This is a genomic window from Polaribacter sp. SA4-12, assembly GCF_002163675.1.
GTDB lineage: Bacteria > Bacteroidota > Bacteroidia > Flavobacteriales > Flavobacteriaceae > Polaribacter.
This window is the reverse complement of sequence record NZ_CP019334.1, coordinates 2,506,314-2,530,867: the sequence shown is the minus strand read 5'-3', so window position 1 is coordinate 2,530,867 and position 24,554 is coordinate 2,506,314. Positions and strand designations below refer to the sequence as shown.

Genomic DNA, 24,554 nt, shown 5'->3' with positions numbered 1-24,554 from the left:
CTACTTCCCTTTCAAAATTAACAAAGGAATAGAAGTATAAAACTCTTTTTTAAGAACTGTATTTTTTTCCCATAATTTTTTGAAGAAACCTCTTTTACGTCTAAAAACACACAACATATCTGGATTATGCGTTTTAAAATGCTCTAAAACACCTTGATACGTAGTTGCGTTTTCTGTAGTAGTAAGACTCGTTTGTAATTCAATTAATTCTTTATCTATAACTAAATCTTCATCTTTATAACCAACAGTTTTAACTAGTAAAGAGTTTATTTCTGGATTAAATTTTTCAGCTATAATTGTCAAAGGATTTAAAGCCGTTTTACATTTAACAACACCAGATTTAAAAGCCAATAAAATCGATTTTACGGGTTTATAAACATAACCTTCAGGAATCGTTAAAACAGGTAAGTTCGATTTTTTAACCAAACTACCAGCTGTAGTTCCTAGAAAAACACCGTCTTTAATAGAATTACTTTTAGCACCCACTATAATTAAATCTACACCAATTTCATTATCAATAGCTTCCACGCTTTCAAGAACTCCACCTTTAGAAGAAATCAATTTCACGTCAACATTTTTTCTATCAACAGCACTCACCATTGTTTTTAGATATAATTTTGTTTCGCGCTCAATAATTGCAGTCATATTTACCATGCTACCAGCTTTAGATTTTGCTTTGTACGCCCTAAAAACTAATACATTTGCATTTATTTCTTCTGCAAAATCAATGGCGTATTGTAAAGTGGTAATTGCTTTTTCTGTAGATCCAATTGGGACCAAAATATTTTTCATAATGCTAAATTTAAAGAAGCAAAGTTACATATTTTTTTTGGGCGTTACCACAAGGGTCAGGCTTTTCGTTTCAAGTCCTCGTTCGTTCCTCACTGTGGGCTTTTCACTGCAATCCTTAACGCAAATCTAGTTACATTTGCAAAATTTAGATATGACATCAAATACCAGTTTTAAAAACATAAATAAGTTAGCAATTCCTGCTTTAATTGCAGGTATTGCAGAACCGTTATTGTCTATTACAGACACAGCAATCATTGGTAATATTAATGAAAACGCTACAGAAAGTTTAGCTGCAGTAGGAATTGTAGGAGCATTTATTTCAATGTTAATATGGGTTTTTGGGCAAATTAGAAGTGCTATTTCTTCTATAATTTCTCAATATGTAGGTGCAAATAAATTAGACGAAGTAAAAGCATTACCAGCGCAAGCAATTGCAATTGTAGTTTTAGGAAGTTTGTTTGTATTAGCAATTTCTTATCCGTTTGCAAAACAAATTTTTCAATTCTATAATGCATCAGATTCAGTTTTAGAATATTGTATTACGTATTTTAAAATAAGAATCTTCGGATTTCCATTTTCACTATTTGTATTTGCAGTTTTTGGAATCTTTAGAGGTTTACAAAACACCTATTACCCAATGATAATTGCAATTATTGGAGCATTATTAAATGTGTTTTTAGATATTATTTTTGTCTACGGAGTAGAAGGTTATATTCCTGCAATGAATATTGAAGGCGCGGCTTATGCGAGTATAATAGCGCAAATTGTTATGGCAATTATTGCATTGGTTTTATTAATTAAAAAAACACCAATTTCATTAAAAATAACATTTAAAGTTCATCCAGAAATTCCTCGTTTGTTGGGTATGATAGCAAATCTTTTTGTAAGAACAATCGCATTAAATACCGCTTTGTATTTTGCAACTTCTTATGCCACAGATTATGGGAAAGAATACATTGCAGCTTACACAATTGGAATTAATATTTGGTTGTTAGGTGCTTTTATGGTTGATGGATATTCTAGTGCAGGAAACATTTTATCAGGGAAATTTTTAGGCGCAAAAGATTACAAATCTTTGGTTGAGTTAAGTAATAAACTCTTAAAATATGGTTTGTCTACAGGAATCATTATTGGTATAGTAGGTGCTGTTTTCTATAATTTCATCGGACAAATTTTTACGAAAGATCCTGCGGTTTTAGAACAATTCTATAATGTTTTTTGGATTGTTTTAATAACTCAACCAATAAGCGCAATTACATTCATTTTTGACGGAATGTTCAAAGGAATGGGAGAAATGAAATACTTAAGAAACCTTTTAATTCTTTCAACAGGATTGGTTTTTATTCCAACTTTATTAGTTTTTGATTATTACGATTTAAAACTAACAGCAATTTGGATTGCCTTCACACTTTGGATGATTGCAAGAGGATTACCTTTAATTATTAGATTTAGAAAGAAGTTTTTACCACTTATTTAAAGTAATTAGTTTGTGTTGTCATTGCGAGGAACGAAGCAATCTCATTAAATAGTATATTTTTATTTTTAGATTTCTCAATCGACTAAAAAGTCTCATTTCGAAATGACATTGAGGATAAAACCTTATTTTTACTAAAAATTCAGTTTATGAGCACTACAAGACAAAACGGAAGTTTATATACCAACGTTCAAAATAAGATTGCAACGATAGAATTTGGTCATCCTGCAAGTAATTCTTTTCCAAGTGAATTATTAGACAGATTAACTAAAGAATTAATTTTAGTAGGAAATAATACAGACGTTTCTGTAATTATTTTAAAATCTGAAGGGGAAAAAGCATTTTGTGCTGGCGCTTCTTTTGATGAATTGGTTGCTATTTCTAATTTAGAAGATGGAAAACAATTTTTCTCTGGTTTTGCAAACGTAATTAACGCGATGAGAACTTGTGGAAAACTAATTATTGGTCGTGTTCAAGGAAAAACTGTTGGTGGTGGAGTTGGTTTAGCAGCTGCTTGTGATTATGTTTTGGCAACTGAAAATGCTGGGATAAAATTATCTGAATTCACAATAGGAATCGGACCTTTTGTAATTGAACCTGCTGTAACTCGTAAAATTGGAGTTTCAGGAACAGCAGAACTTACGTTAGATGCTACTAATTGGAAAAACGCCTATTGGGCAAAAGAAAAAGGGTTGTATGCAAAGGTATTTGAAAGTCAAAAAGAGTTGGATGAAGCAATAGAATTGTTGTCAGAAAAATTGGCTTCTTATAATCCTGGAGCTTTATCAGAAATAAAAAAGGCACTGTGGCAAGGAACAGAAAATTGGAATGATTTATTAGCAGAAAGAGCTGCTGTTTCTGGTGAATTGGTTTTATCAGAATTTACAAAAGAAGCATTATCAAAATTTAAAAAGTAGTATCATTATTTTTTTTGAGATTGATTAATCTCACTTCTACTGTTGTTAACAGTTGAAGTGAGATTTTCTTTGGTAATTGGTGTTCATTTAATAGTATATAGATGTCAAAATATAAAGTTGGTATGCCCAATATTTTTAAAATGTCGATATTTATTTACTGATATAAAAATATCTTCAAAATGAAAAAAATCTTCGGAATTTCACTCTTGTTTTTCACTCTTTTTTCTTGTAATAAAGAAACCTTTAAAACGAGTAGCACAAAATTCACCTCAGTGTTAAGTGAAGACTCAGGAATTAGCTTTTCAAATAATATTATAGAGAGTGATACTTTAAACTATTTTACTTTTCCATATATGTATTTAGGAGGTGGAGTTGCTATTGGAGATATTAATAATGATGGTTTATCTGACGTTTATTTTACAGGAAATATGTCCAAAAATAAACTCTATTTGAATAAAGGAAATATGCAGTTTGAAGACATTAGTGATGCTGCAAATGTTTCTGGAGACAATAGATGGTATACAGGAGTAACTATGGCAGATGTAAATTCTGATGGTTGGTTAGATATTTACGTTTCTGTATCTGGAATCTTTGGTAATACAAAAAACCAGCTTTTTATAAATAATAAAGACAATACTTTCTCAGAAAAAGCAAAAGAATATGGTTTAAATGATGCTTCAACCTCTATACAAGCAACTTTTTTAGATTATGATAAAGATGGATTATTAGATGTTTTTGTGGCAAATTATCCGATGGTAAAAGTAAGTATGGGAAACCAGTATTATCATCAAAAAATGCAAGAAAATAAATTAGAAGATTCTGGTCATTTATATAAAAACAACGGTAATAACACTTTTATCGACGTAACAGAGAAAGCAAATGTTAAAAATTTTGGGATGACTTTAGGTATCATAACATCCGATTTTAACAATGATAGTTTACCAGATCTTTACTTATCTAATGATTTTAATGTACCCGATTATTTTTACCTTAATAAAGGTGATGGTACTTTTAAAGAAGTTGTAAAAGAAGCAACAAAACATACAGCAATGTTTGGAATGGGAATTGATGTTGCCGATTTTAATAATGATAAATTATTAGATATTGTGCAATTAGATATGACGCCAGCAGATCATAAAAGATCTAAAACGAATATGGCAAGTATGAATCCTGAATCTTTTAAAGAAGCTGTAGATTTAGGTTTGCATTACCAATATATGCAAAACGTCTTGCAAGTTAATAATGGAATTAACAAAAACGGAGTTCCTGTTTATAGTGATGTTTCTAGGCTAACTAATTTAGCAACGACAGATTGGAGCTGGGGTGTTTTATTTGCAGATTTTGATAATGATGGTTTAAAAGATGTCTTTATCACCAATGGTATGAAGCGTGATGTGAATAACAATGACGTGAATAAAAGAACGAAAATGACTGGTTTTTCGGACTTTAATAAAAGTATAGATTATAAAAGTTATCCAAGTACGCCAATAGATAATTTTATATTTAAAAATGAAGGAAATTACAAATTTTCTAAAGCAAATAAGAATTGGAATATAAGCTATAAAGGCTTTTCAAATGGTGTTTCTTATGGTGATTTAGATAATGATGGAGATTTAGATCTTGTAATTAATAATTTAGACGATGCAGTTTCTATTTTTAAAAATAATAGCACTTCTAATTACTTAAGAATTAAATTTAAAGGAGCAGAAAATAATCCTTTAGGTTTAGGTGTAAAAGTTACTGTAAACAGTAAAGAAGGTAAGCAGTTTCAAGAGTTTACATTAACAAGAGGTTTTCAATCTAGTGTAGAGCCAATAATGCATTTCGGATTAAATGAAGACACTGTTATAGATTCTTTAAGAATAGTTTGGCCAAATAAAAAAGAACAAATTTTGTACAATGTTGCTGTAAATAAAACTATAAACTTGGACTATAAAAAAGCTGTTTCTACAGATGAAAAACCACATAAAAATTCTTATTTATTTAAAGATATTACATTAAAATCTGGAATAGATTTTAAACACACAGAAGATTCGTACAATGACTTTGCAGTAGAACCGTTATTGCCTCATAAAAATTCTCAATTAGGTCCTGCCTTAGCTGTTGGCGATATAAATAATGATGGTTTAGATGATTTTTTTATTGGTAATGCAGCCAATAATGAAGCTATAATGTATGTTCAAAATACTTCGGGAAGTTTTAATGTTTTAAACGGGCCTTGGCAAAATGATATAAATAAAGAAGATACAGGTGCAATATTTTTTGATGCAGATGGAGATAATGATTTAGATTTATATGTTGTAAGTGGTGGTAACGATGTTTCTAAGTCATTAAAATATTATGAAGACAGATTGTATGTAAATACAAAAGAGGGCTTTGTTAAAACAACAAAATCTTTACCTAAAATAAGCACAAGCGGATTAGTAGTAACAGCAAATGATTATGATAATGATGGTGATTTAGATTTATTTATTGGTGGTAGAATTGTTCCTGGTAAGTATCCATTTCCAGCAGAAAGTTATATTTTAAAAAATGTAGGAGGAATAGATGCTGACATTAAATTTGTAAATGTTACAAAACAAATATTTCCAGAACTATCTAATTTAGGTTTGGTAACAACTGCTTTGTGGGAAGATTTTGATAATGACGGTAAAACAGATTTAATAATTACTGGAGAGTGGATGCCAATTCGTTTTTTTAAAAATGATGGAAATAAATTTAAAGAAGTTACAAAAAAGGTAGGTTTAGAAAAGTCTATTGGTTGGTGGAATAGCATCAAAAAGGTAGATTATGATAATGATGGAGACATGGATTATGTAGCAGGAAACCTAGGTTTAAACTACAAGTATAAAGCCAGTGAAAAACAACCTTTTGAAGTTTATGCAAACGATTTTGATGAAAATGGAACAACAGATATTGTTTTAAGTTATAGAAAAAAAGGAATCTTATTACCTTTAAGAGGTAGGGAATGTTCTTCGCAACAAGTACCTGCAATAAAAAAGCGTTTTGAAACTTTCGATTTGTTTGCTAACGCAACTTTAGAAGATATTTATGGTAAAACCATGTTAGATAAATCGCTACATTATAAAGCACGTACTTTTGCAAATTCTTGGATAGAAAATAAAGGAGATAATACGTATGTTTTAAATGAGCTACCACGTAGGGCGCAATTTTCTTCTATAAACGATTTTGAAGTTTTAACTAACCGTAATAAAAATTTACAAATTATTAGTGGTGGTAATTTATATCAATCAGAAGTTGAGACTCCAAGAAACGATGGTGATTATGGTTTAGTACTTCAGCCTAATTCTTCTAATAAAATTGTTACTTCAAAAACAAATGGGTTATTTATAAATGGTGAAATTAAAGAGATTGAAACTATTTATATAGGTAAAGAAAAAAAGAAATCTTTACTATTTGCATTAAACAATGGCAACCTAAAGTTATTTAAAATACAATCTTTAAAAGAACAAAAATAATTTATAGAATACATTTCTTGTTTTTTGTCAAAAGCATAATTTTTTTACCTATTTATTATCAAACACCTATTTTTAGTGGGTTTTGGTTGTCATTTCCTGAAACTTGACACGATATTACCAATCTTAAATTCGTTAAACCTGTTTCTTTGGAGTGAAGTTATTGTGATAATAATAAGGCAAGCTTCAAAAACTAATTCAACCAAATTTAAAACTTTATGAACAGAAAATTATTTTTTAAATTCTTAAAAAATGCTTCATTACTGTTATTGCTGTTTTCAGCAATGAGTATGCAGCATCTAAATGCACAAACTATTGAAGGGTCTGTAGTGGATATTGATGGTATTACATTACCAGGAGTTAACGTTTCAGTGAAAGGCACAACAGTAGGTGCTTCAACAGACTTTGATGGTAATTTTATTATTAAAGCAAAAAAAGGAGATGTTTTAGTCGCATCTTATTTAGGTTATAAAGCTAAGGAAGTTACTGTAGGTTCTGAAAAAAACATAAAAATTGTTTTAGAAGCAAGTACAGAAAGTTTAGAAGAAATTGTAATTGTTGGTTATGGCTCTCAAAAGAGAAAAGATCTTACAGGAGCAGTTTCTACTGTGGGGGCGAAAGATATTGAAAACTTAACGTTTAACGATCCTGCACAAGCATTACAAGGTAGAATGGCAGGTGTAAGTGTTCAATCTCAAGGAGGAGCACCCGGTTCTAATTCTTTAATAACTATTAGAGGTATTGGTACTCTGTCTGATGCTGGACCTTTATTTGTAATTGATGGTGTAATTACTGGGAATATGAATTCTATAAATCCACAAGATATTGCTAGTATTTCGGTATTGAAAGATGCTTCTTCTACAGCTATTTATGGTTCTAGAGCTGCAAATGGTGTAGTAATAATTGCTACCAAAAAGGGTAAAAATGGAAAGTTAACTGTAGATATAGATACAAGTGTTGGATTTAATAAAATCATAAACACATTAAATTGGGCAAATGCAAGACAATACGCAGATATCGTAAACAATGCTGATGATAATGACGGCAGAATGAGATCTCCTGCAAACGATACTCAATTCAATCCTAACAATACAAGTGATCTTTATGGTGAATCTATTAGAACATCAATTGTAAAAAACACAAATATTAGACTTGCAGGTGGAACAGATAATTTATTATACAGTCTTTCATTAAATCAGTTTGATAATGAAGGTATCGTAAAGTATTCAGATTTCAAAAGAACAACTGTTAGAGCAAATGGTTCTTTCATAAAAGGGAAATTTCGTCTTGATAATACTATTGGTTTAACAAGAACTGTTAACAACACAAATCCATACTTTAATAAAGAAAGAAATCTAATTCCTACAATACGTTTAAGAGATGATGAAGGTAATTTCAGTTCTTCAGATATTGGAGCAGGTTCTGCATTAGCATCTTATTATGGTCCTGGAACGATTATTAATGAGTTGGGTGTGGCTGCTCTACAGGATAGAACAATTACAAGAAATACTATATTAGGAAATATTGCTGCTTCTTATGAAATTTTAGAAGGATTAACATACAAACTAAATCTTGGTCTAGAAACTTATTCAGATAATAACTACGAATTTACTCCGGATAATCAGATTTTTAAGGATGCTGGTATTAAACAGTTTTCTGAATTAAGAGAAAGAAATACAAACTTCTTATCTACTTTAGTAGAACATACTTTAAACTATAAAAAGACTTTTGGAAAGCATTCAGTAGATGTTCTTGGTGGATATACACAGCAAGAAAACAATGCAAGACAGTTAGGTATAGAAGCAAGAAGGTTCCCAGCGAATAATATTCGTATAGCTTCGGCAGCTGAAGAATTAAGTAATGCTCCTTCATTTGATAGAACTTCAACAATTCAATCATATTTTGGGAGAGTAAATTATTCTTTTGACGATAAATATCTACTAACAGCTACTTTGCGTAGAGATGGTTCTTCTCTTTTTAAAGAAAACTTAAGATGGGGTACTTTTCCTTCAATGGCATTAGCTTGGAATATAAGTAATGAAGACTTTATGGAAAATGTAGAGGCAATTACAGATGTAAAATTTAGAGTAAGTTATGGTGAAATTGGTTCTAACAATGTAGATGTTTACGCAATTGACCCAGAATTAAATTTATTTAGCGAATACGTACTAGGAGATACACCTGCAAGAGTTCCTGGATACTCTATCACTAAAGGTGTAAATCCAAATATTTTTTGGGAAACGACAAAAACATTAGATATTGGTTTAGATTTTAGAGCATTAAATAATAAGCTAAATGTTACTATGGATTACTTTGTTAAGAAATCTGAAGATATTTTAGTAAATATTCAACTTCCTCTTTACACAGGATTTACAAATGCAATTCCTTTTAATTCTGCAAGTGTAGAAAATAAAGGTTTTGAATTAGTAGCAAGTTATGGTGATGCTGTTGGAGATGATTTCTCTTTTAATGTTTCAGGTAATATTTCTGTGTTAGACAATAATGTTACAAGTTTAGGTAGCTCCACCCCAATACGTCAAGGTAGTTTTACATCAAACTCTTTAAATAGTACAAAAACAGATATTGGACAACCAATTGGTTCTTTTTATGGTTATGTAACAGACGGTATATACCAAACAGATGCAGAAGCAACTGCTGCAAATGATGCATCAGGAAGCCCTGTTGCCGGAGATATAAAATTTAAAGATTTAGATGGTGATGGAGATATAGATGTAGATGATCAAAAATATTTAGGAAGTCCTATACCTACCTTTGATTATGGTCTAAATTTAAGTGCTAATTATAAGCAATTTGATTTAAGTTTATTATTTAATGGTGTTGCAGGTAATTCTATATTAAATGGTACAAAATATAGAGGTTACTTTGATACTGATGGTAATTATTTTGCAGACGCTTTAAATGGTTGGTCACCTTCTAATACAGGTTCTGATCTTCCTAGAAATACAAAGTCAGATAATGGAAACAACCGTAGGATGTCTGATTTTTATGTAGAAAACGGAGCTTATTTTAGATTAAGAAATGCACAAGTTGGTTATAATTTTAAAGAATCTGTTTTAGATAAAATAAAAATCAGCAAGCTTAGATTATATGTAACTGCTACAAATTTATTTACAATAACAGATTATACAGGATATTATCCTGAAGTAGGTCGAAATAATAGAGGTGGTTCTAGAAAAATATTTAATGCAGGTGTAGACGAAGGTAGTTATCCAACGCCAAGAACATTTCAACTTGGATTACAAGTTTCTTTTTAAATTTTAAATTTATAAAAAATGAAAAAAAATAAAACAATAGTAAAAATTAGTTTGGCGCTACTTACATTTTGTATGATTAATATACAATGTAGTGAAGACGTTTTAAATCAATCAAATCCAAATGCTTTAACACCAGACTCTTTTTGGCAGACAGCAGAAGATGCAGAGAAAGGAATCATTGGAGCTTATAGTCCTTTTTCTAATATTTTATACTATTCTAGATTTGAAGTTTTCTTATCAGATTATAGAGATGATGTAATAAACGGTAATGGTACTTCAGATAGAACACAAGTTAGTTACTTTAATACAGATCCTGCAGGAAATCCTGTAAAATGGGTTTGGCAAGCAATGTATCAAGGAGTTTCTAGAGCTAATGAAGTGCTTTTTAGAGTTCCAAATATAGAAATGGATCAACAACAAAAAGATGCAATTCTTGGTGAAGCTCATTTTCTTAGAGCCTTTAACTATTTTAATTTGTTAAATAACTGGAGAAACATTCCATTATTAGAATTACCTTTTTCAGAGATTGAAGATCCTTTATCTATCGTACAAGCAGATCCAGCTCAAGTTTGGGCGCTTATAGAAGCAGATTTAATACAAGCACAAAGTATGTTGCCTAATTCTTGGCCAGCAGATCAAAAAGGAAGAGCAACTTCTGGTGCCGCAACAGGTTATTTAGGAAAAGCGTTATTGTATCAACAAAAATTTGGAGAAGCAAAAACTGAATTCGCTAAAATTATTGGAAGTTCTTACCAATTAATGGATAATTACGCACATAATTTTACAGAAGAATTTGAAAACAATACAGAATCATTATTTGAAATTCAATTGATTGCCGATGGAAACGGTGGTTGGGGTGGAGACGGTCCAGGAAAAGGAAAAGGATCTGGTTACCAGCCAGATTTTGCTCCTGCAGGTTTTACTAACCAAGATGGAATGGAAGTAAACCAATGGGCTTTAGACTTATTTTTAGATGAAAAAACTACAAATAATGAAATTGATCCAAGAGCATATACAACATTGTTTTTTAATACTACTGAAACTACAACTTATGAAGGTAATGTATTAGCTCCTAAAACGTATGGAGATCAAAGTTATGATGAAGTTTATACTGCTGCAGGAACAAAAATATATGGTAATAAATACACAGATTGGGCATTTAATGGCCTAAGTCAGTCTTTAGCTAATGGTTGGCATGGTGCTGGTAACAACTTAAGAATGCTACGTTATGCAGATGTTTTATTAATGTTTGCAGAAGCAGACTTAATGGATGATAATAATTTATCAGCAGATGGTTTAGAAGCGTTAAATAAAGTACGTAGAAGAGTAGATATGTCAGAGTTTACAACCGCTACAATGCAAGATATAGAAGACGAAAGAGTAAAAGAATTAACTTTTGAACGTACAAGATATTTTGACTTATTAAGATGGGGAAAAGTGGTTGAAAGAATAGTTAATAACCCCGCTTTAAAATCTAATAGTGCAGGTACCAGTGCATACAAGCCAGGTAGAGAATACATTGCTATACCTCAAAATGAGTTAGATCAAAACCCTAACTTAAAGCAAAATACAGGGTACTAATAAATCGCATTTCATTATTATTTGTTTAATTGTAAAAGTGATTCAAGGTTTAAGCTTGGGTCACTTTTTTTATTCAGTTTATATTTATACTTTTTAAGATTATTAATATTAGATATGCTAGACGGATTTAAAAATACATTTCTTACCAATTTTGAATTAAGTAATAGAGGATATGCTACAATCTTAACTATTATATTTTACTTTTTTGCTATTAAAACATTTTCTCAAAAACCTATTTATTTTGAGTCTATAACTACAGCTAAAGGTTTGTCTCAGAGCGATGTTAATGCAATTCATCAAGATAAAGATGGTTTTATGTGGTTTGGTACACATGATGGTTTAAACAGATATGATGGTCATTCTTTTAAAGTATATAAACCAAACCCAGATAACACATCTACTATTTCTAGCAACTTAATTTATAGAATTAAAGATGATCAAAAAGGCAATCTTTGGATTGGAAGTACTGGTGGTGGACTTATTTATTTCGATAGAACTTTAGAAAAATTTACGACATATAAGTATAATAAAGAGGATACAAATAGTTTAAATAGTAATTATATATCTAGTATTTATAGAGATAAAAAAAATCGTCTTTGGGTAGGTACAGACAAAGGTATAAACATGCTAGATTTAAAGGCAACTAATAATAAAGTTGTTTTTAAGCATTTTAAAATCCATCAAGAACCTCTTATTCTTAATAATATAGGTTTGTTGGCAGCAAACACTGTTTATGAAGATTCTATTGGTCAAATTTGGCTTGGTGGTTATGAAGGTATTTACAAATTATCTGTTAGTTTTAATGGAGATGAATATTTTAGATGTGTAAATAAAGAAATAAAATTACCAAATGTTGCAGTAAGAAATATTACAGAAAAAGGTGGGAGATTATTATTAGCAACTAATAATGGACTTTTTTATAGAACTAAAGACACAAAAAAATTAAGAGTAGAAAAAATACTTAATGGTTCTTTTAATAATTTAATAATAGATAAAAATATTATTTGGGCTGGTACAGCCAATGGTTTATGGGAAATAAGCTATAACTCTTCTGAGGATAAAATAAAAAAGATAAAAAAATATGTTTATGCTCCTAACCAACCAAATAGTATTAGTAAAGATATTATTACAGATTTATATAAAGATAAATCTGGTATTATTTGGGCAGGAACAAATGGCGGAGGGGTAAATAAATTTGATCCTAATAGAAAAGAATTCATTCATGTTCAAAAAACGCAAAATGAAGAAAGTTTAAGTTATGATAAAATTAGATCTTTTTATGAAGATAGTAATCAAAATCTATGGATTGGAACTGAAGGTGGTGGTTTAAATAAAATGTTGAAAAACTATAATTCATATACCAAATTTCAAGACCTAAAAAATGTTTATGCAATTGAAGAAGTTAAAATAAAAGATAAAACATATTTATTTATTGGAGGTACAGGAGAACCAGAATTGTTGCAATTAGATATTTCAAAACCAGAATCTAAAGTAACTAGTATATTGCCCTATCATGAGTTTAGAAATAGTATTTTCTCTTTACTACAAGATAGTAGAAGTTATTTATGGATTGGTACTTACAATGGCGGTTTACATAGGTGGAAGTTAAATTCTGAAGGAGATTTTTATCAGAAAGACTATTTTTTAAATAATATAGAAGACCCACAAAGTCTTTCTAGTAATATTATTAGAAATATTTTTGAAGATAGTAATGGTAATATTTGGATAGCAACAAGTGATGGTTTAAGTCTGTTGCCAAAAGAAGAGGTTAGTAAAGAGTATCCTAAATTTAAAATTTTTAAGAAAAATGATAATAAAAAAACATCGTTAAGCCATAATTATATTTTATCTATACATGAGGATCTTAATAAAAATATTTGGATTGGTACTTTTGGTGGAGGTCTTAATAAGATTATAAAAACACCTACTAATACTTATGAAATTGCAAAGGTTTATTCAGAGAAAAATGGATTACCAAATAACGTAATAAAAGGAATTCTAGAAGATGATAATGGTAATTTATGGTTGTCTAGTAACAAGGGAATTACAAACTTTAATCCAGAAAAAGTAACATTTAGAAATTACGATATAAACGATGGACTCCAAGATAACGAGTTTCAAGAATTGGCTTATTTTAAAAGAAAAAATGGAGACTTTTTATTTGGAGGTGTAAATGGTTTTAATGTTTTTAAGCCTAAAAACCTTAAAGAAAATACATATCTTCCAAAAACAGTAATTACACAAATTTATATTTCTAATGAAGAGGTTATTGTTGGTAAAATATATGACGATAAAATATTACTATCTAAAGCTGTAAATAAAACTAAAGAAATTAATTTTAACCATTCACAAAATAATATTTCTTTCGAATTTGCATCTTTACATTATGCAGCGCCAGAGAAAAATAAGTTTAAATATAAATTAGAAGGGTTTGATGCAAATTGGCAAAATACAACTTCTAGCAAAAGATTTGCTGCATACACAAACTTAGCGCCTGGTAACTACAAATTTAAAGTTAAATCTTCTAATAATGATGGTTTATGGAATAATGATTATACAAGTATTGCCTTACATATAGAAACCCCGTTTTGGTTAACTTGGTGGGCTTATATGATCTATGGTGTCTTAATATTATTCTTTTTATTAAGTATTATTTCTTACTTCAATTTAAAATCTAAGCAAAAAGCAGCATATCAAGTTCAAAAAGAAATTGAAGAAGTTAATAAGTTAAAATTACAATTTTTTACAAATATTTCTCATGAATTTAAAACACCAATTACTTTAATTTTAAATCCGATAGAAGAGTTATTAGAATCTGTAAGTAATAATGATGCGTTTATAAAATCTAAACTAAATGTAGTAAAAAGAAATGCAGATTCTTTATTAAGGTTAGTACATCAACTTATGGAATTTAGAAGAATAGAAGTTGGTGAAACGAAGTTAGGAGCAACTAAATCTAATATTATAAATTTTGTAAGAGAAGTTGTTTTTTCTTTTAAATCAATTGCAAAGAAGAAAGATGTTACTGTTTCTTTTGAGTGCGAGTTGTACAAAGTAGATATTTGGTTCGATTGGGATAAACTAGAAAAAATTCTAAATAATTTAGTTCACAATGCAATTAAATTTACTCCAGAAGGAGGAGAAGTAAAAATTATTATTAGTAAACCTTTTAAAGATAAAATACATATAGAAAACAGAGATATTAAAACAGAATATCTTCAGATTGAAATAAAAGACAATGGTGTGGGTATAAAGAAAGATGAATTACCATTTGTATTTCAGAGGTTTTATCAGGTAAATCAAGTAGCTAAAAATGAAAACAAAGGATCTGGAATTGGCTTAGCAATTACTAAAGACTTGGTAGATTTACATCATGGTACTATAGCAGTTACTTCAGATAAATTAAAAGGCACTAATTTTTTAATAAAATTACCATTAGGTAAAGAACATTTATTATCCGAAGAAATTATTGAAATATGCATTCCAGAACCTATTAAAGAAGAAGAATTAGATTTAGATGAAAATTTAGAAAAAATAAACATTGAAGGAAACAGTAAATCAACAGTTTTGGTTGTAGATGACAATAGAGATATTAGGCAATTAATAAAAGATGGGCTTTCAAAAAAATATAATATTTTAGAAGCAGAACATGGTCGAGAAGCGTTGAATATAGCTTTAAAAATGATGCCAGACATTGTAATTACTGATGTTTTAATGCCAGAAATGGATGGAGTAGAGTTCTGTTGTGAAATCAAAAAAAATATTAGAACAAGTCATATACCTGTAATAATGTTAACAGCATTAAACTTAGTAGAGCATAAAATTAAAGGTCTAGAATCTGGTGCTGATGCTTATTTACCAAAACCATTTAAAATGAAATTACTCAGCGTAAGAGTAGATAAATTAATAGAGTCTAGAGATTTAATGCGTAAACGTTTTCAGACAGAAAAAGAATTAACACCAGAAAAAGTAACATTAAATTCTACAGATGAAGGTTTTTTGAGAAAAATAATGGATTTTATGGAAGTTAATATGGCAAAAGAAACCTATTGGGTAGATGAATTGGCTTTTGATATGAATACAAGTAGATCTACTTTTTTTAGAAAATTAAAAAAACTTACTGGGCAATCTCCAAATGATTTTATGCGATTGATAAGATTAAAAAGAGCAATGCAATTGTTAGAGCAGAATGAACTCTCAATAAGTCAAATTAGTTATATGGTTGGTTTTAACGATCCTGGTTATTTTGGTAAATGCTTTAGAAAAATTTACGGAGATTCTCCCTCTAAATTTTTGAAAACAAAAAAATAGTTTTTAAAAACCTTATATTCGTTATTGATTTACATTGATTTTTTATGAAAATTATTTCAACAAATTTAGGAGAACGAAAAGAAATAGACTGGAAAGGTGAATTAATTACCACAGGTATTTTTAAATATGCTGTTGATAAACCAATCTTTTTAGACACAGAAGATGTAAAAGGCGATTCAATTTGTGATCGTGAAAATCACGGTGGAATTTTACAAGCTGTTTACGGGTATTCTTTAAAACATTACGATTATTTTAAAAAGCTACATCCAAATGTGAATTTCGAAAACGGAATCTTCGGGGAAAACTTAACAATTGATGATTTAGAGGAAACCAAAATTCACTCTGGAGATACTTTTAAAGTTGGTGAAACAATTTTAGAAGCAACAGTACAAAGAGATCCTTGTATAAAATTAGGAGTTCGTTTTAACGATATGAAAATTTTAAAACAATTTTGGAATAGTACTTTTTGTGGTGTTTATTTTAAAGTGATTCAAACTGGTTTTGTAAAGTCTGGTGATAAATTTATCCAAATAAAAAGTTGTCCGGAGAATCCTACAATTGCAGATTTGTATGTTGCTCAAAGGATTGCAAAAGAGATGTAAAACTTACTTAATTTGAAATAAACAACAGCAAACCAATTAGAATAATTACTAGATAGTATAGAATATAAACTCTAGTGAAATAGTCAATGTTTATGATTTCATTCCTAGTTAAAAAAGCGTTTTTTTGTTTCCTGAAATAAAATAAACCCTCTAAAATAACATATGAGCAAAAAGCTCCAATAAACATAAATAGTATAGTGCCTAATAAGTAATAATGTATTTGCGATTCTATGTTGTTTATAAAATCATTAATTACGTTAAATAATAAATAAAGCAAAAAGATTAAAACAATTGAATATTTTTTTACGTTTTTGTTTTCAAGTTTACTCCAAATAAGATTTTGTAAATCAGAAAGACTCATTTTTAAACAGTCTCTTCTTTTTTATGTAAAAAACGAGTCAATTTCATAGAAAGATCTAACAAAATGATTTTTGGATTTCCGTTTCTTTCTATATGGTAGATGGCAGTATTCAGTTCCTTTTCGATTTCTAAGATGTTGCCAGAATGAACAAATGGAGCAAATTTAGAAAGATCAAATCCGGTTTTAGTTTCCATAAAAACTAAGTTCTCAGATTTATAATTCATTAATAATGCTTGCCTGAAAAATTGCAAACAATAATCTAAAAAACGCTTTTGAGTTTCTCGTCCGGTTTTTGCAATCGTATCAGACCACTCAATTAATTGTTGCACAACTGTAGCGTTTCCTTTGGCTCTAAAAGCAGTTCTAATCCAAGCAATAAACCATTCTTCAAAAATAATATCAGAAGAATCGTTATGTAATAAATGCAATGCTTTATTAAAATTTCCTTCAGCTTGATGCGCAATTTTAGCAGCATCATTATCAGAAACTTGATGATCTACAACTAAAGTGTTAGAAATATCTTGCTCGCTTAACGCAGGGAAATGTAATGCCTGGCAACGAGATTTTATCGTATTTATAAGCTGTTCTTCACTTTCAGTAATTAAAATAAATACCGTTTTTTCTGGCGGTTCTTCAAGTAGCTTTAATAATTTATTGGCAGCAGCAATGTTCATTTTTTCTGCCATCCAAATAATCATCACCTTAAAACCACCTTCGTAACTTTTAAGTCTCAGTTTTTTTACAACTTCTTCAGCTTCATCAACACCAATAATTCCTTGTTTATTTTCTACACCAATATGTTGCAGCCAATTAAACAAACTTCCATAAGGTTGTGTTTCAATAAAAGTTCTCCAATCTTGCAAAAACAAACTACTTACAGGATGTTTTTTTACGCTATCATTAGAAGTAACAGGATATGCAAAGTGTAAATCTGGATGTTGAAGTTTATCACATTTTAGGTTACAAACATCAACATTATCAGAAAAATTACACAATAAAAATTGAGCGTAGGCAATTGCCATTGGCAAAGTACCACTACCTTCTTTACCCACAAATAATTGCGCGTGCGGAATTCTGCCGTTTTCAGCAGACACTTTTAAGTGTTTTTTAATGTGTTCTTGACCGATAATTTGGTTGAAAAGCATAGGCAAATATAAAATTACTTTATCATTAATTCATCAATTTTAGAAATCAATCTTTTAATTTTTGATTTCGTTGAAAGAGATACATTTACCTTCGAAAACGTTGTATTGATTTTTAGGGTTTCCATATTAAAAAGAGTGAATAAATTGGTATTTTTGTTGAAAATAGATTAATAAAAGATGAAAACACTAAAAGATTTTAATTTCAAGAATAAGAAAGCGCTAATTCGTGTAGATTTTAATGTGCCTTTAAATGATAAATTTGAAGTAACAGATGCTACAAGAATTCAAGCTGCAAAATCTACAATTATAGATATTTTAGAACAAGAAGGTAGTTGTATCTTAATGTCTCACTTAGGTCGTCCAAAAGGATTTCAAGACCAATTTTCTTTAGGTAATATTGTTGAAAAAGCAACTGAAATTTTAGGAGTTAAAGTAAAATTTGTATCAGATTGTATTGGTGATAAAGTTGAAGAAGCTGTTGCAAACTTACAATCAGGAGAAGTTTTATTATTAGAAAACTTACGTTTTTATGATGAAGAGAAAAAAGGAGATGTTGCTTTTGCAGAAAAATTATCTAAGTTAGGTGATGTTTATGTAAACGATGCATTTGGTACAGCTCACAGAGCACACGCTTCAACAACAATTATTGCTCAGTTTTTTCCAGAAAACAAATGTTTCGGAAACTTATTAGCAAGAGAAATAGAAAGTATTGATAAAGTATTAAACAATTCAGAAAGACCAGTTTTAGCAATTTTAGGAGGTGCAAAAGTATCCTCTAAAATTACTGTAATTGAAAATATTTTAGATAAAGTAGATCACTTAATTATTGGTGGTGGAATGAGTTTTACTTTTATTAAAGCACAAGGTGGAAAAATTGGAAACTCTATTTGTGAAGATGATAAAATGGAATTAGCTTTAGATATCTTAAAGCAAGCAAAAGAAAAAGGAGTAGAAGTTCATATTCCTGTAGATGTTATTGCTGCTGATGATTTTTCTAATGATGCAAACAAACAAGTTTGTGATATAAATGCAATTCCTGATGGATGGGAAGGAGTTGATGCTGGACCAAAATCTCAAGAGATTTTTGATGTAGTTGTAAACAAGTGTAAAACTATTTTATGGAATGGACCTTTAGGTGTATTTGAAATGGAATCTTTTGCAGGTGGTACAATTGCTTTAGGTCATTCTATTGATAAAGCAACTAAAAACGGAGCATTCTCTTTAGTTGGAGGTGGAGATTCTGTTGCAGCTGTTAAACAATTTGGATTTGCAGACAAAGTAAGTTATGTTTCTACTGGTGGTGGTGCTATGTTAGAAATGTTAGAAGGTAAAACTTTACCAGGAATTGAAGCTATTTTAAAATAGTATCAATTAAAATATATATTAGAAAAAAGTTCTCATTTTTTGAGAACTTTTTTTTGTTTCATATTTAACTCTTAAATAAATGGTATTTTTGATTTTATAAAAATTATTGTTTTGAAAAAACTTTTTCTCTTAATATTGATTTCTTCACTCGGTTGTTCTAAAAAAGAAGTTAACTTAATTAATTTGAAGGGAAATTTTTATATGAGTAATTATACGAACTCTAATTTAGATTCTATTTCTGAAAGCGAAGATTCTGATTTTTACTACGAAGAGGTTTTCGTAACCAAAAATACTGTTTATACATATTCAAACATGGTGGGGTTTAGTCTTCCTTATGAATATATTATAAGAGAAGACTCCCTTTTTATTGGTATTAAAACTGATAGTACAAATTTTAAATTCAAAGCAAGAGTTAATAAAATTAATGAATATGAATTGTTACTCATTGATTCTTTAAATCGAAAAGGAAGTCTTTTCAGGGTTTTAAATGAAGAGTTTACTTTAGATAAGTTTATCAACTTAAAATCTAAATATCCAAAGTTTGAACAAAATAACACTGAGTTTAGTCAGGCTTTTAATTATAGATCAGAAGCGTATAAGTTAAAATTTAAAAAAGATTAAATTATAGTTTATAATTTAGCGGACAGTTTTTTTTACATATTACATAAATAAACAATTACACGTTTACACAGTTAAAACGTTTACACATCAAAAAATGAAATACACAAAATTACCACATACAGATATTGAAGTTTCTAAGATTTGTTTAGGAACGATGACTTGGGGAAAACAAAACACACAAGAAGAAGGTTCTGAACAAATGGATTTTGCGTTAGAGCAAGGTGTGAATTTCTTTGATACGGCAGAATTATATTCTGTTCCTGCAACTCCAGAAACTTACGGTTCTACAGAGAAAATTATAGGTAATTGGTTTAAAAAAACGGGTAATAGAGATAAAGTTGTTTTAACAAGTAAAATTTGTGGGCCAGGACCTTATACGGCTCATATTAGAGACAATGGTTTTGCTAAAGAAGCAATTATAGAAGCTGTAGAAGGAAGCTTAAAAAGATTGCAAACAGATTATATAGATTTATATCAATTGCATTGGCCAGAGCGAGGTGTTAATTGTTTTGGGTTAAGAGATTATCCTTATAAAACATCGAGAAAAGAAGCAGAAAATCATGTGGAAATTTTAGAAACATTAGATGCTTTAATTAAGCAAGGAAAAATAAGACAAGTTGGTTTATCTAATGAAACTCCTTGGGGAACTTTACAGTATTTACAAGCTGCAAAAGAATTGAATTTACCAAGAATGATTACCATGCAGAATTCATATTCTTTAGTGCATAGAAGTTATGAATACGGAATGTCTGAAGTTTCTATGAGAGAAAATATTGGTTTACTTGCGTATTCGCCTTTAGCACAAGGTGTTTTAACAGGTAAATATTTAAGAGGACAAAAGCCTGCGGATGCAAGAGGAATTTTATTTCCTAATTATATAACAAGGTATCAATCTGATTTGGTTCAACAAGCAGTTTTAAAGTATGAATCAATTGCGTTAAAACACGGAATAAGTTTAACAGAATTGTCTTTAGCTTTTATAAATCAGCTACCATTTGTAACTGCAAATATTATTGGAGCAACTAAAATAAGTCAGTTAAAAGAAAATATTGGAAGTATAAATATTAATTTATCAGAAGAGATTTTAGCCGAAATTGAAGCTGTTCATCATTTAATTCCGAATCCTGCGCCTTAAAAAGAGTTTGCAGTTTATCAGTATTCAGTTTACAGTATAAAAAAAATCCGATGAATTTCTTCATCGGATTTTTTATTTGTCATTCCTGCAAAAGCAGGAATCTATAATAAGTATTTTGTTACTCAACTAATTTTAAAGCACTAGCTTTAAAACGTCCGTCTTCAATAACACCAGTAATTTCTGCTTTTCTAACTACGTTACAAAAACCAATATGTTTATCATGAGCATCGCCAAAGTCATTAATTCCAAAACCATCTACAAAATAAGCTTTGTCATCAATTTTAACAGCCAAACTACATCCGTTTTCAGAATCTAATTCAAATTTACATTGACCACAAGAAACATCTGCAATTTGTGTAATCTCTTTTTTATTTCCACAAGAAGCAAAAACTAGTAAACATAAAACGATTAATTTTTTCATAAATTTCAATTTTTTTTTCTTAATTTTAATTCAGCTTTGATTTTACTCATATTCATAAATTGAAGAGGAAGCGTTGCGCTACAAGAAATGCCAACAACAAATAACGCTACAGAAGTTCCATTACCTTCTCTAGTTGCCATTCCATAAATAGTTACAGATAACAAAAGAATAATTATAAAAATCAAGGCCCCGGTAATGGTCTTAATCATCATTAAATAAGACAATAATTGAACTGTTGTCTTATTTTTAAAATTATTCTCTTTCATCTTTTTTCCTTTAAAACTATTTATTTCTTCGCCCAAGAATCACGTAATCCAACAGTTTTGTTGAATACTAGGTTTTCTGCAGTAGAATCATCATCCACATTAAAATAACCTAAACGTTGAAACTGAAAACGCTCACCAATTGTAGCAGTTTGTAAACTAGGTTCTACAAAAGCAGTAATTACTTCTAAAGAATTTGGATTTATAAACTCCATAAAATCTTTGTCTTTATGAGAATCTGGCGCTTCATCTAAAAACAATCTGTCATAAGCTCTAACCTCTGCTTTTATAGCGTGTTTTACAGAAACCCAGTGCAAAGTACCTTTTACTTTACGTTTGCTTTCTTCAGTGTCCATTCCAGATTTTGTTAACGGATCGTATGTACAATGAATTACTGTAATTTCTCCGTTTTCATCTTTCTCACAACTTGTAGCTGTAATAAAGTAAGCGTTTTTTAAACGAACTTCTTTACCTAATTTCAATCGGAAGAATTTTTTATTAGCTTCCTCTCTAAAATCTTCACGTTCTATATAAATTTCTCTAGAAAAAGGAACTTCTCTACTTCCAAAGCCTTCTTCATAGTCATTATAATTAGCATCTAATAGTTCCTCTTTATCTTCAGGATAGTTATCAATAATTACTTTTACAGGATCTAAAACACCCATAACTCTTTTTGCAGTATTGTTTAAATCCTCACGAATTTTAAACTCTAATAAAGCAACATCAATTACATTTTCACGTTTAGAAACTCCAACAGTTTCAATAAAACTCTTAATAGAATTTGGCGTATAACCACGTCTTCTTAAACCAGAAATTGTAGGCATTCTTGGATCATCCCAACCAGCAACATTGCCATTTTCAACTAAAGTTAACAATTTACGTTTACTCATAATTGTATAACTCAAATTCAAACGAGAAAATTCACGTTGTTTTGGCGGATTTGGATATTCAGATCTGCTATATTCAATAACATTATCTCTAAACCAATTGTATAATTCTCTGTGAGGTTTAAATTCTAAAGAACATAACGAGTGCGATATTTGTTCAAGATAATCACTTTCACCATGTGTCCAATCATACATTGGGTAAATGCACCAATCATCACCAGTTCTATGGTGAGATTTAAACATAATTCTATACATTAAAGGATCACGTAGTAACATGTTTGGGTTTTCCATATCAATCTTTGCACGCAAAGTATGTTCACCTTCCTTAAATTTTCCATCTTTCATTCCTTGAAATAATTCCAAGTTTTCTTCAACAGAACGAGATCTAAAAGGACTATTTGTTCCAACCTCAGTTGGCGTTCCTTTTTGAGCACGCATTTCTTCTGAAGATTGAGAATCTACATAAGCCTTTCCGTCTTTAATTAACAAAACAGCCCAATCGAACAATTGCTGAAAATAATCTGAAGAATAACATTCATTTGCCCAAGAATATCCCAACCAAGAAATATCTTTCTTAATTGCATCTACATATTCTTGTTCCTCTTTTGCAGGATTTGTATCATCAAAACGTAAGTTAACAGGCGCATTGTATTTTTCACCCAAACCGAAACTAATTCCGATTGCTTTAGTGTGACCAATATGTAAATAACCATTAGGTTCTGGCGGAAAACGAAAGCGTAAATTTTCTTTCGGCATTCCGTTAGCCAAATCTTCTTCTATAATGTGCTCTAAAAAATTGAGCGATTTAATCTCTTCAGACATAAATAAATGTTTAATTTTAATTGATTTTCTTGTCAAATCGAGCGCAGTCGAGTTGCAAAAAAACTAAGACGCAAAATTAAGCAAAATAACTTGTATATTTTTATTTTGGGCGTTCCCTTTCAGGTCGCGCTTTCCGTTTTATCTTTTTTAATTATTGTCATTGCGAAGTTTCCTTTTTTGTAAACTGTGGCAATCTCATATCTAAAAGCGATTGCTTATCTATTTTGTAATTAAAAAAGGATGTCACTTCAATCGCTAACGCAGGCATTTTTACTAGTAAAAGTTATAAAAAGTCGGTTTATAGCTTTTTTTTTGTCGTATTTTTGCAACGCTCAAAATATTTTTTTTGAGAATTTAGAATTAGAATTTTTATCAATGGGAATAATACAAGTAAACAATATTAAGCTGTACGCATTTCACGGATGTTTAGACGAAGAAGCAAAAATTGGTAGTGAATATAGTGTTGATGTAGAGATTAAAGCAGATTTAAAAAAATCATCAAAAACAGATAATCTTGTTGATACAGTAGATTACGTTCATTTAAATCATATTGTAAAAGAAGAAATGGCAATTCGTTCTAAGTTGTTAGAAGAGGTGGCACAGAGAATTTTAGACAGAACTTTTAAAGAAATTCCGATGGTTAAAAAAGCCAAAGTTTCAGTGGCTAAAATTAACCCACCAATAGGCGGAAACGTAGAAGAAGTTGTAATAATTCTTACAAAAAAGCGATAAAGTAAAAAAACACTTGCAATACTTGTAAATTTGCGTAAATTTGCAATCCTTAAAAACAGATTGTCAATTTATTGGAAATTAGTTTTAAAAATAAAAAGGTGTCTTGGCCGAGTGGCTAGGCAATGGTTTGCAAAACCATGTACAGCGGTTCGAATCCGCTAGACACCTCCAAAAAAGTCTCAACATTTGTTTGAGACTTTTTTTTATCTTATATTACACAAGTAAAACATAAGATATAAAGGTCTTTATTTATGCTTTTATGACATTTGTCATAAGTCATAATGTTTGTTAAAAGTATTTTTGATTCGTATTTTGAGTAGACCTGTATTCAACTTGGTTTATATCATTTTTTTTAGATAAGAGAAATAAAATAG

At 29.7% G+C, this 24,554-nt stretch carries 16 protein-coding genes and 1 tRNA gene; 12 read left to right on the top strand and 5 right to left on the bottom strand.

The window, feature by feature from the left end; all coding sequences use genetic code 11:
• On the bottom strand, window positions 1–792 hold the full coding sequence (locus tag BTO07_RS10935; RefSeq protein WP_087521261.1) for a universal stress protein: 792 nt from the start codon (window positions 790–792) through the stop codon (window positions 1–3).
• A 151-nt stretch (window positions 793–943) separates the two neighbouring features.
• Here BTO07_RS10935 and BTO07_RS10930 point away from each other — a divergent pair, with 151 nt between their 5' ends.
• The 7 genes from BTO07_RS10930 (at window position 944) to BTO07_RS10900 (ending at window position 16,428) form a co-directional block, all read left to right on the top strand.
• Entirely contained in the window at window positions 944–2,269 is a 1,326-nt protein-coding gene (locus BTO07_RS10930) for an MATE family efflux transporter (RefSeq protein WP_087521260.1), read from the top strand.
• A 146-nt stretch (window positions 2,270–2,415) separates the two neighbouring features.
• Entirely contained in the window at window positions 2,416–3,183 is a 768-nt protein-coding gene (locus tag BTO07_RS10925) for an enoyl-CoA hydratase/isomerase family protein (RefSeq protein WP_087521259.1), read from the top strand.
• Window positions 3,184–3,362: 179 nt separating this feature from the next.
• Window positions 3,363–6,662 (top strand): VCBS repeat-containing protein, encoded by a 3,300-nt coding sequence (locus BTO07_RS10920; RefSeq protein ID WP_087521258.1) that lies wholly within the window; start codon window positions 3,363–3,365, stop codon window positions 6,660–6,662.
• Between the two features lie 215 nt (window positions 6,663–6,877).
• Window positions 6,878–9,934 carry a SusC/RagA family TonB-linked outer membrane protein gene (locus tag BTO07_RS10915; RefSeq protein WP_087521257.1) on the top strand — a complete coding sequence of 1,019 codons (3,057 nt, stop codon included), beginning with the start codon at window positions 6,878–6,880 and terminating at the stop codon, window positions 9,932–9,934.
• 18 nt (window positions 9,935–9,952) lie between these two features.
• On the top strand, window positions 9,953–11,515 hold the full coding sequence (locus tag BTO07_RS10910) for a RagB/SusD family nutrient uptake outer membrane protein (RefSeq protein WP_087521256.1): 1,563 nt from the start codon (window positions 9,953–9,955) through the stop codon (window positions 11,513–11,515).
• A gap of 114 nt (window positions 11,516–11,629) precedes the next feature.
• Entirely contained in the window at window positions 11,630–15,826 is a 4,197-nt protein-coding gene (locus BTO07_RS10905) for a hybrid sensor histidine kinase/response regulator transcription factor (protein WP_087521255.1), read from the top strand.
• Between the two features lie 44 nt (window positions 15,827–15,870).
• The gene (locus tag BTO07_RS10900; RefSeq protein ID WP_087521254.1) at window positions 15,871–16,428 is read left to right on the top strand and encodes an MOSC domain-containing protein; all 558 of its coding nucleotides are present in this window, start codon (window positions 15,871–15,873) and stop codon (window positions 16,426–16,428) included.
• Between the two features lie 363 nt (window positions 16,429–16,791).
• Here the strand turns inward: BTO07_RS10900 and BTO07_RS10895 are convergent, their stop codons facing one another.
• Window positions 16,792–17,934 carry a DNA polymerase III subunit gene (locus BTO07_RS10895; protein WP_087521253.1) on the bottom strand — a complete coding sequence of 381 codons (1,143 nt, stop codon included), beginning with the start codon at window positions 17,932–17,934 and terminating at the stop codon, window positions 16,792–16,794.
• A 177-nt stretch (window positions 17,935–18,111) separates the two neighbouring features.
• Here BTO07_RS10895 and BTO07_RS10890 point away from each other — a divergent pair, with 177 nt between their 5' ends.
• The 3 genes from BTO07_RS10890 (at window position 18,112) to BTO07_RS10880 (ending at window position 21,055) form a co-directional block, all read left to right on the top strand.
• Window positions 18,112–19,299: a phosphoglycerate kinase gene (locus BTO07_RS10890; protein WP_087521252.1), complete on the top strand. Its 1,188-nt coding sequence runs from the start codon at window positions 18,112–18,114 to the stop codon at window positions 19,297–19,299.
• A gap of 201 nt (window positions 19,300–19,500) precedes the next feature.
• The gene (locus BTO07_RS10885; RefSeq protein ID WP_157663330.1) at window positions 19,501–19,920 is read left to right on the top strand and encodes a hypothetical protein; all 420 of its coding nucleotides are present in this window, start codon (window positions 19,501–19,503) and stop codon (window positions 19,918–19,920) included.
• Between the two features lie 94 nt (window positions 19,921–20,014).
• Window positions 20,015–21,055 (top strand): aldo/keto reductase, encoded by a 1,041-nt coding sequence (locus tag BTO07_RS10880; protein ID WP_087521250.1) that lies wholly within the window; start codon window positions 20,015–20,017, stop codon window positions 21,053–21,055.
• Window positions 21,056–21,173: 118 nt separating this feature from the next.
• Here BTO07_RS10880 and BTO07_RS10875 read toward each other — a convergent pair whose 3' ends face one another.
• The 3 genes from BTO07_RS10875 to BTO07_RS10865 are packed head-to-tail and all read right to left on the bottom strand — an operon-like array spanning window position 21,174 to window position 23,448.
• The gene (locus tag BTO07_RS10875) at window positions 21,174–21,476 is read right to left on the bottom strand and encodes a DUF6370 family protein (RefSeq protein ID WP_087521249.1); all 303 of its coding nucleotides are present in this window, start codon (window positions 21,474–21,476) and stop codon (window positions 21,174–21,176) included.
• Between the two features lie 5 nt (window positions 21,477–21,481).
• The gene (locus BTO07_RS10870; protein WP_157663329.1) at window positions 21,482–21,742 is read right to left on the bottom strand and encodes a hypothetical protein; all 261 of its coding nucleotides are present in this window, start codon (window positions 21,740–21,742) and stop codon (window positions 21,482–21,484) included.
• 20 nt (window positions 21,743–21,762) lie between these two features.
• Complete coding sequence (locus tag BTO07_RS10865; RefSeq protein WP_087522619.1) at window positions 21,763–23,448, bottom strand: glutamine--tRNA ligase/YqeY domain fusion protein; 1,686 nt, start codon at window positions 23,446–23,448, stop codon at window positions 21,763–21,765.
• 375 nt (window positions 23,449–23,823) lie between these two features.
• On the opposite strand from BTO07_RS10865, the gene folB reads away from it, so the two are divergent.
• Window positions 23,824–24,180: a dihydroneopterin aldolase gene (gene folB / locus BTO07_RS10860; RefSeq protein ID WP_087521247.1), complete on the top strand. Its 357-nt coding sequence runs from the start codon at window positions 23,824–23,826 to the stop codon at window positions 24,178–24,180.
• A gap of 97 nt (window positions 24,181–24,277) precedes the next feature.
• Window positions 24,278–24,351: transfer RNA gene (locus BTO07_RS10855), tRNA-Cys, on the top strand.
• Window positions 24,352–24,554: the final 203 nt, after the last annotated feature.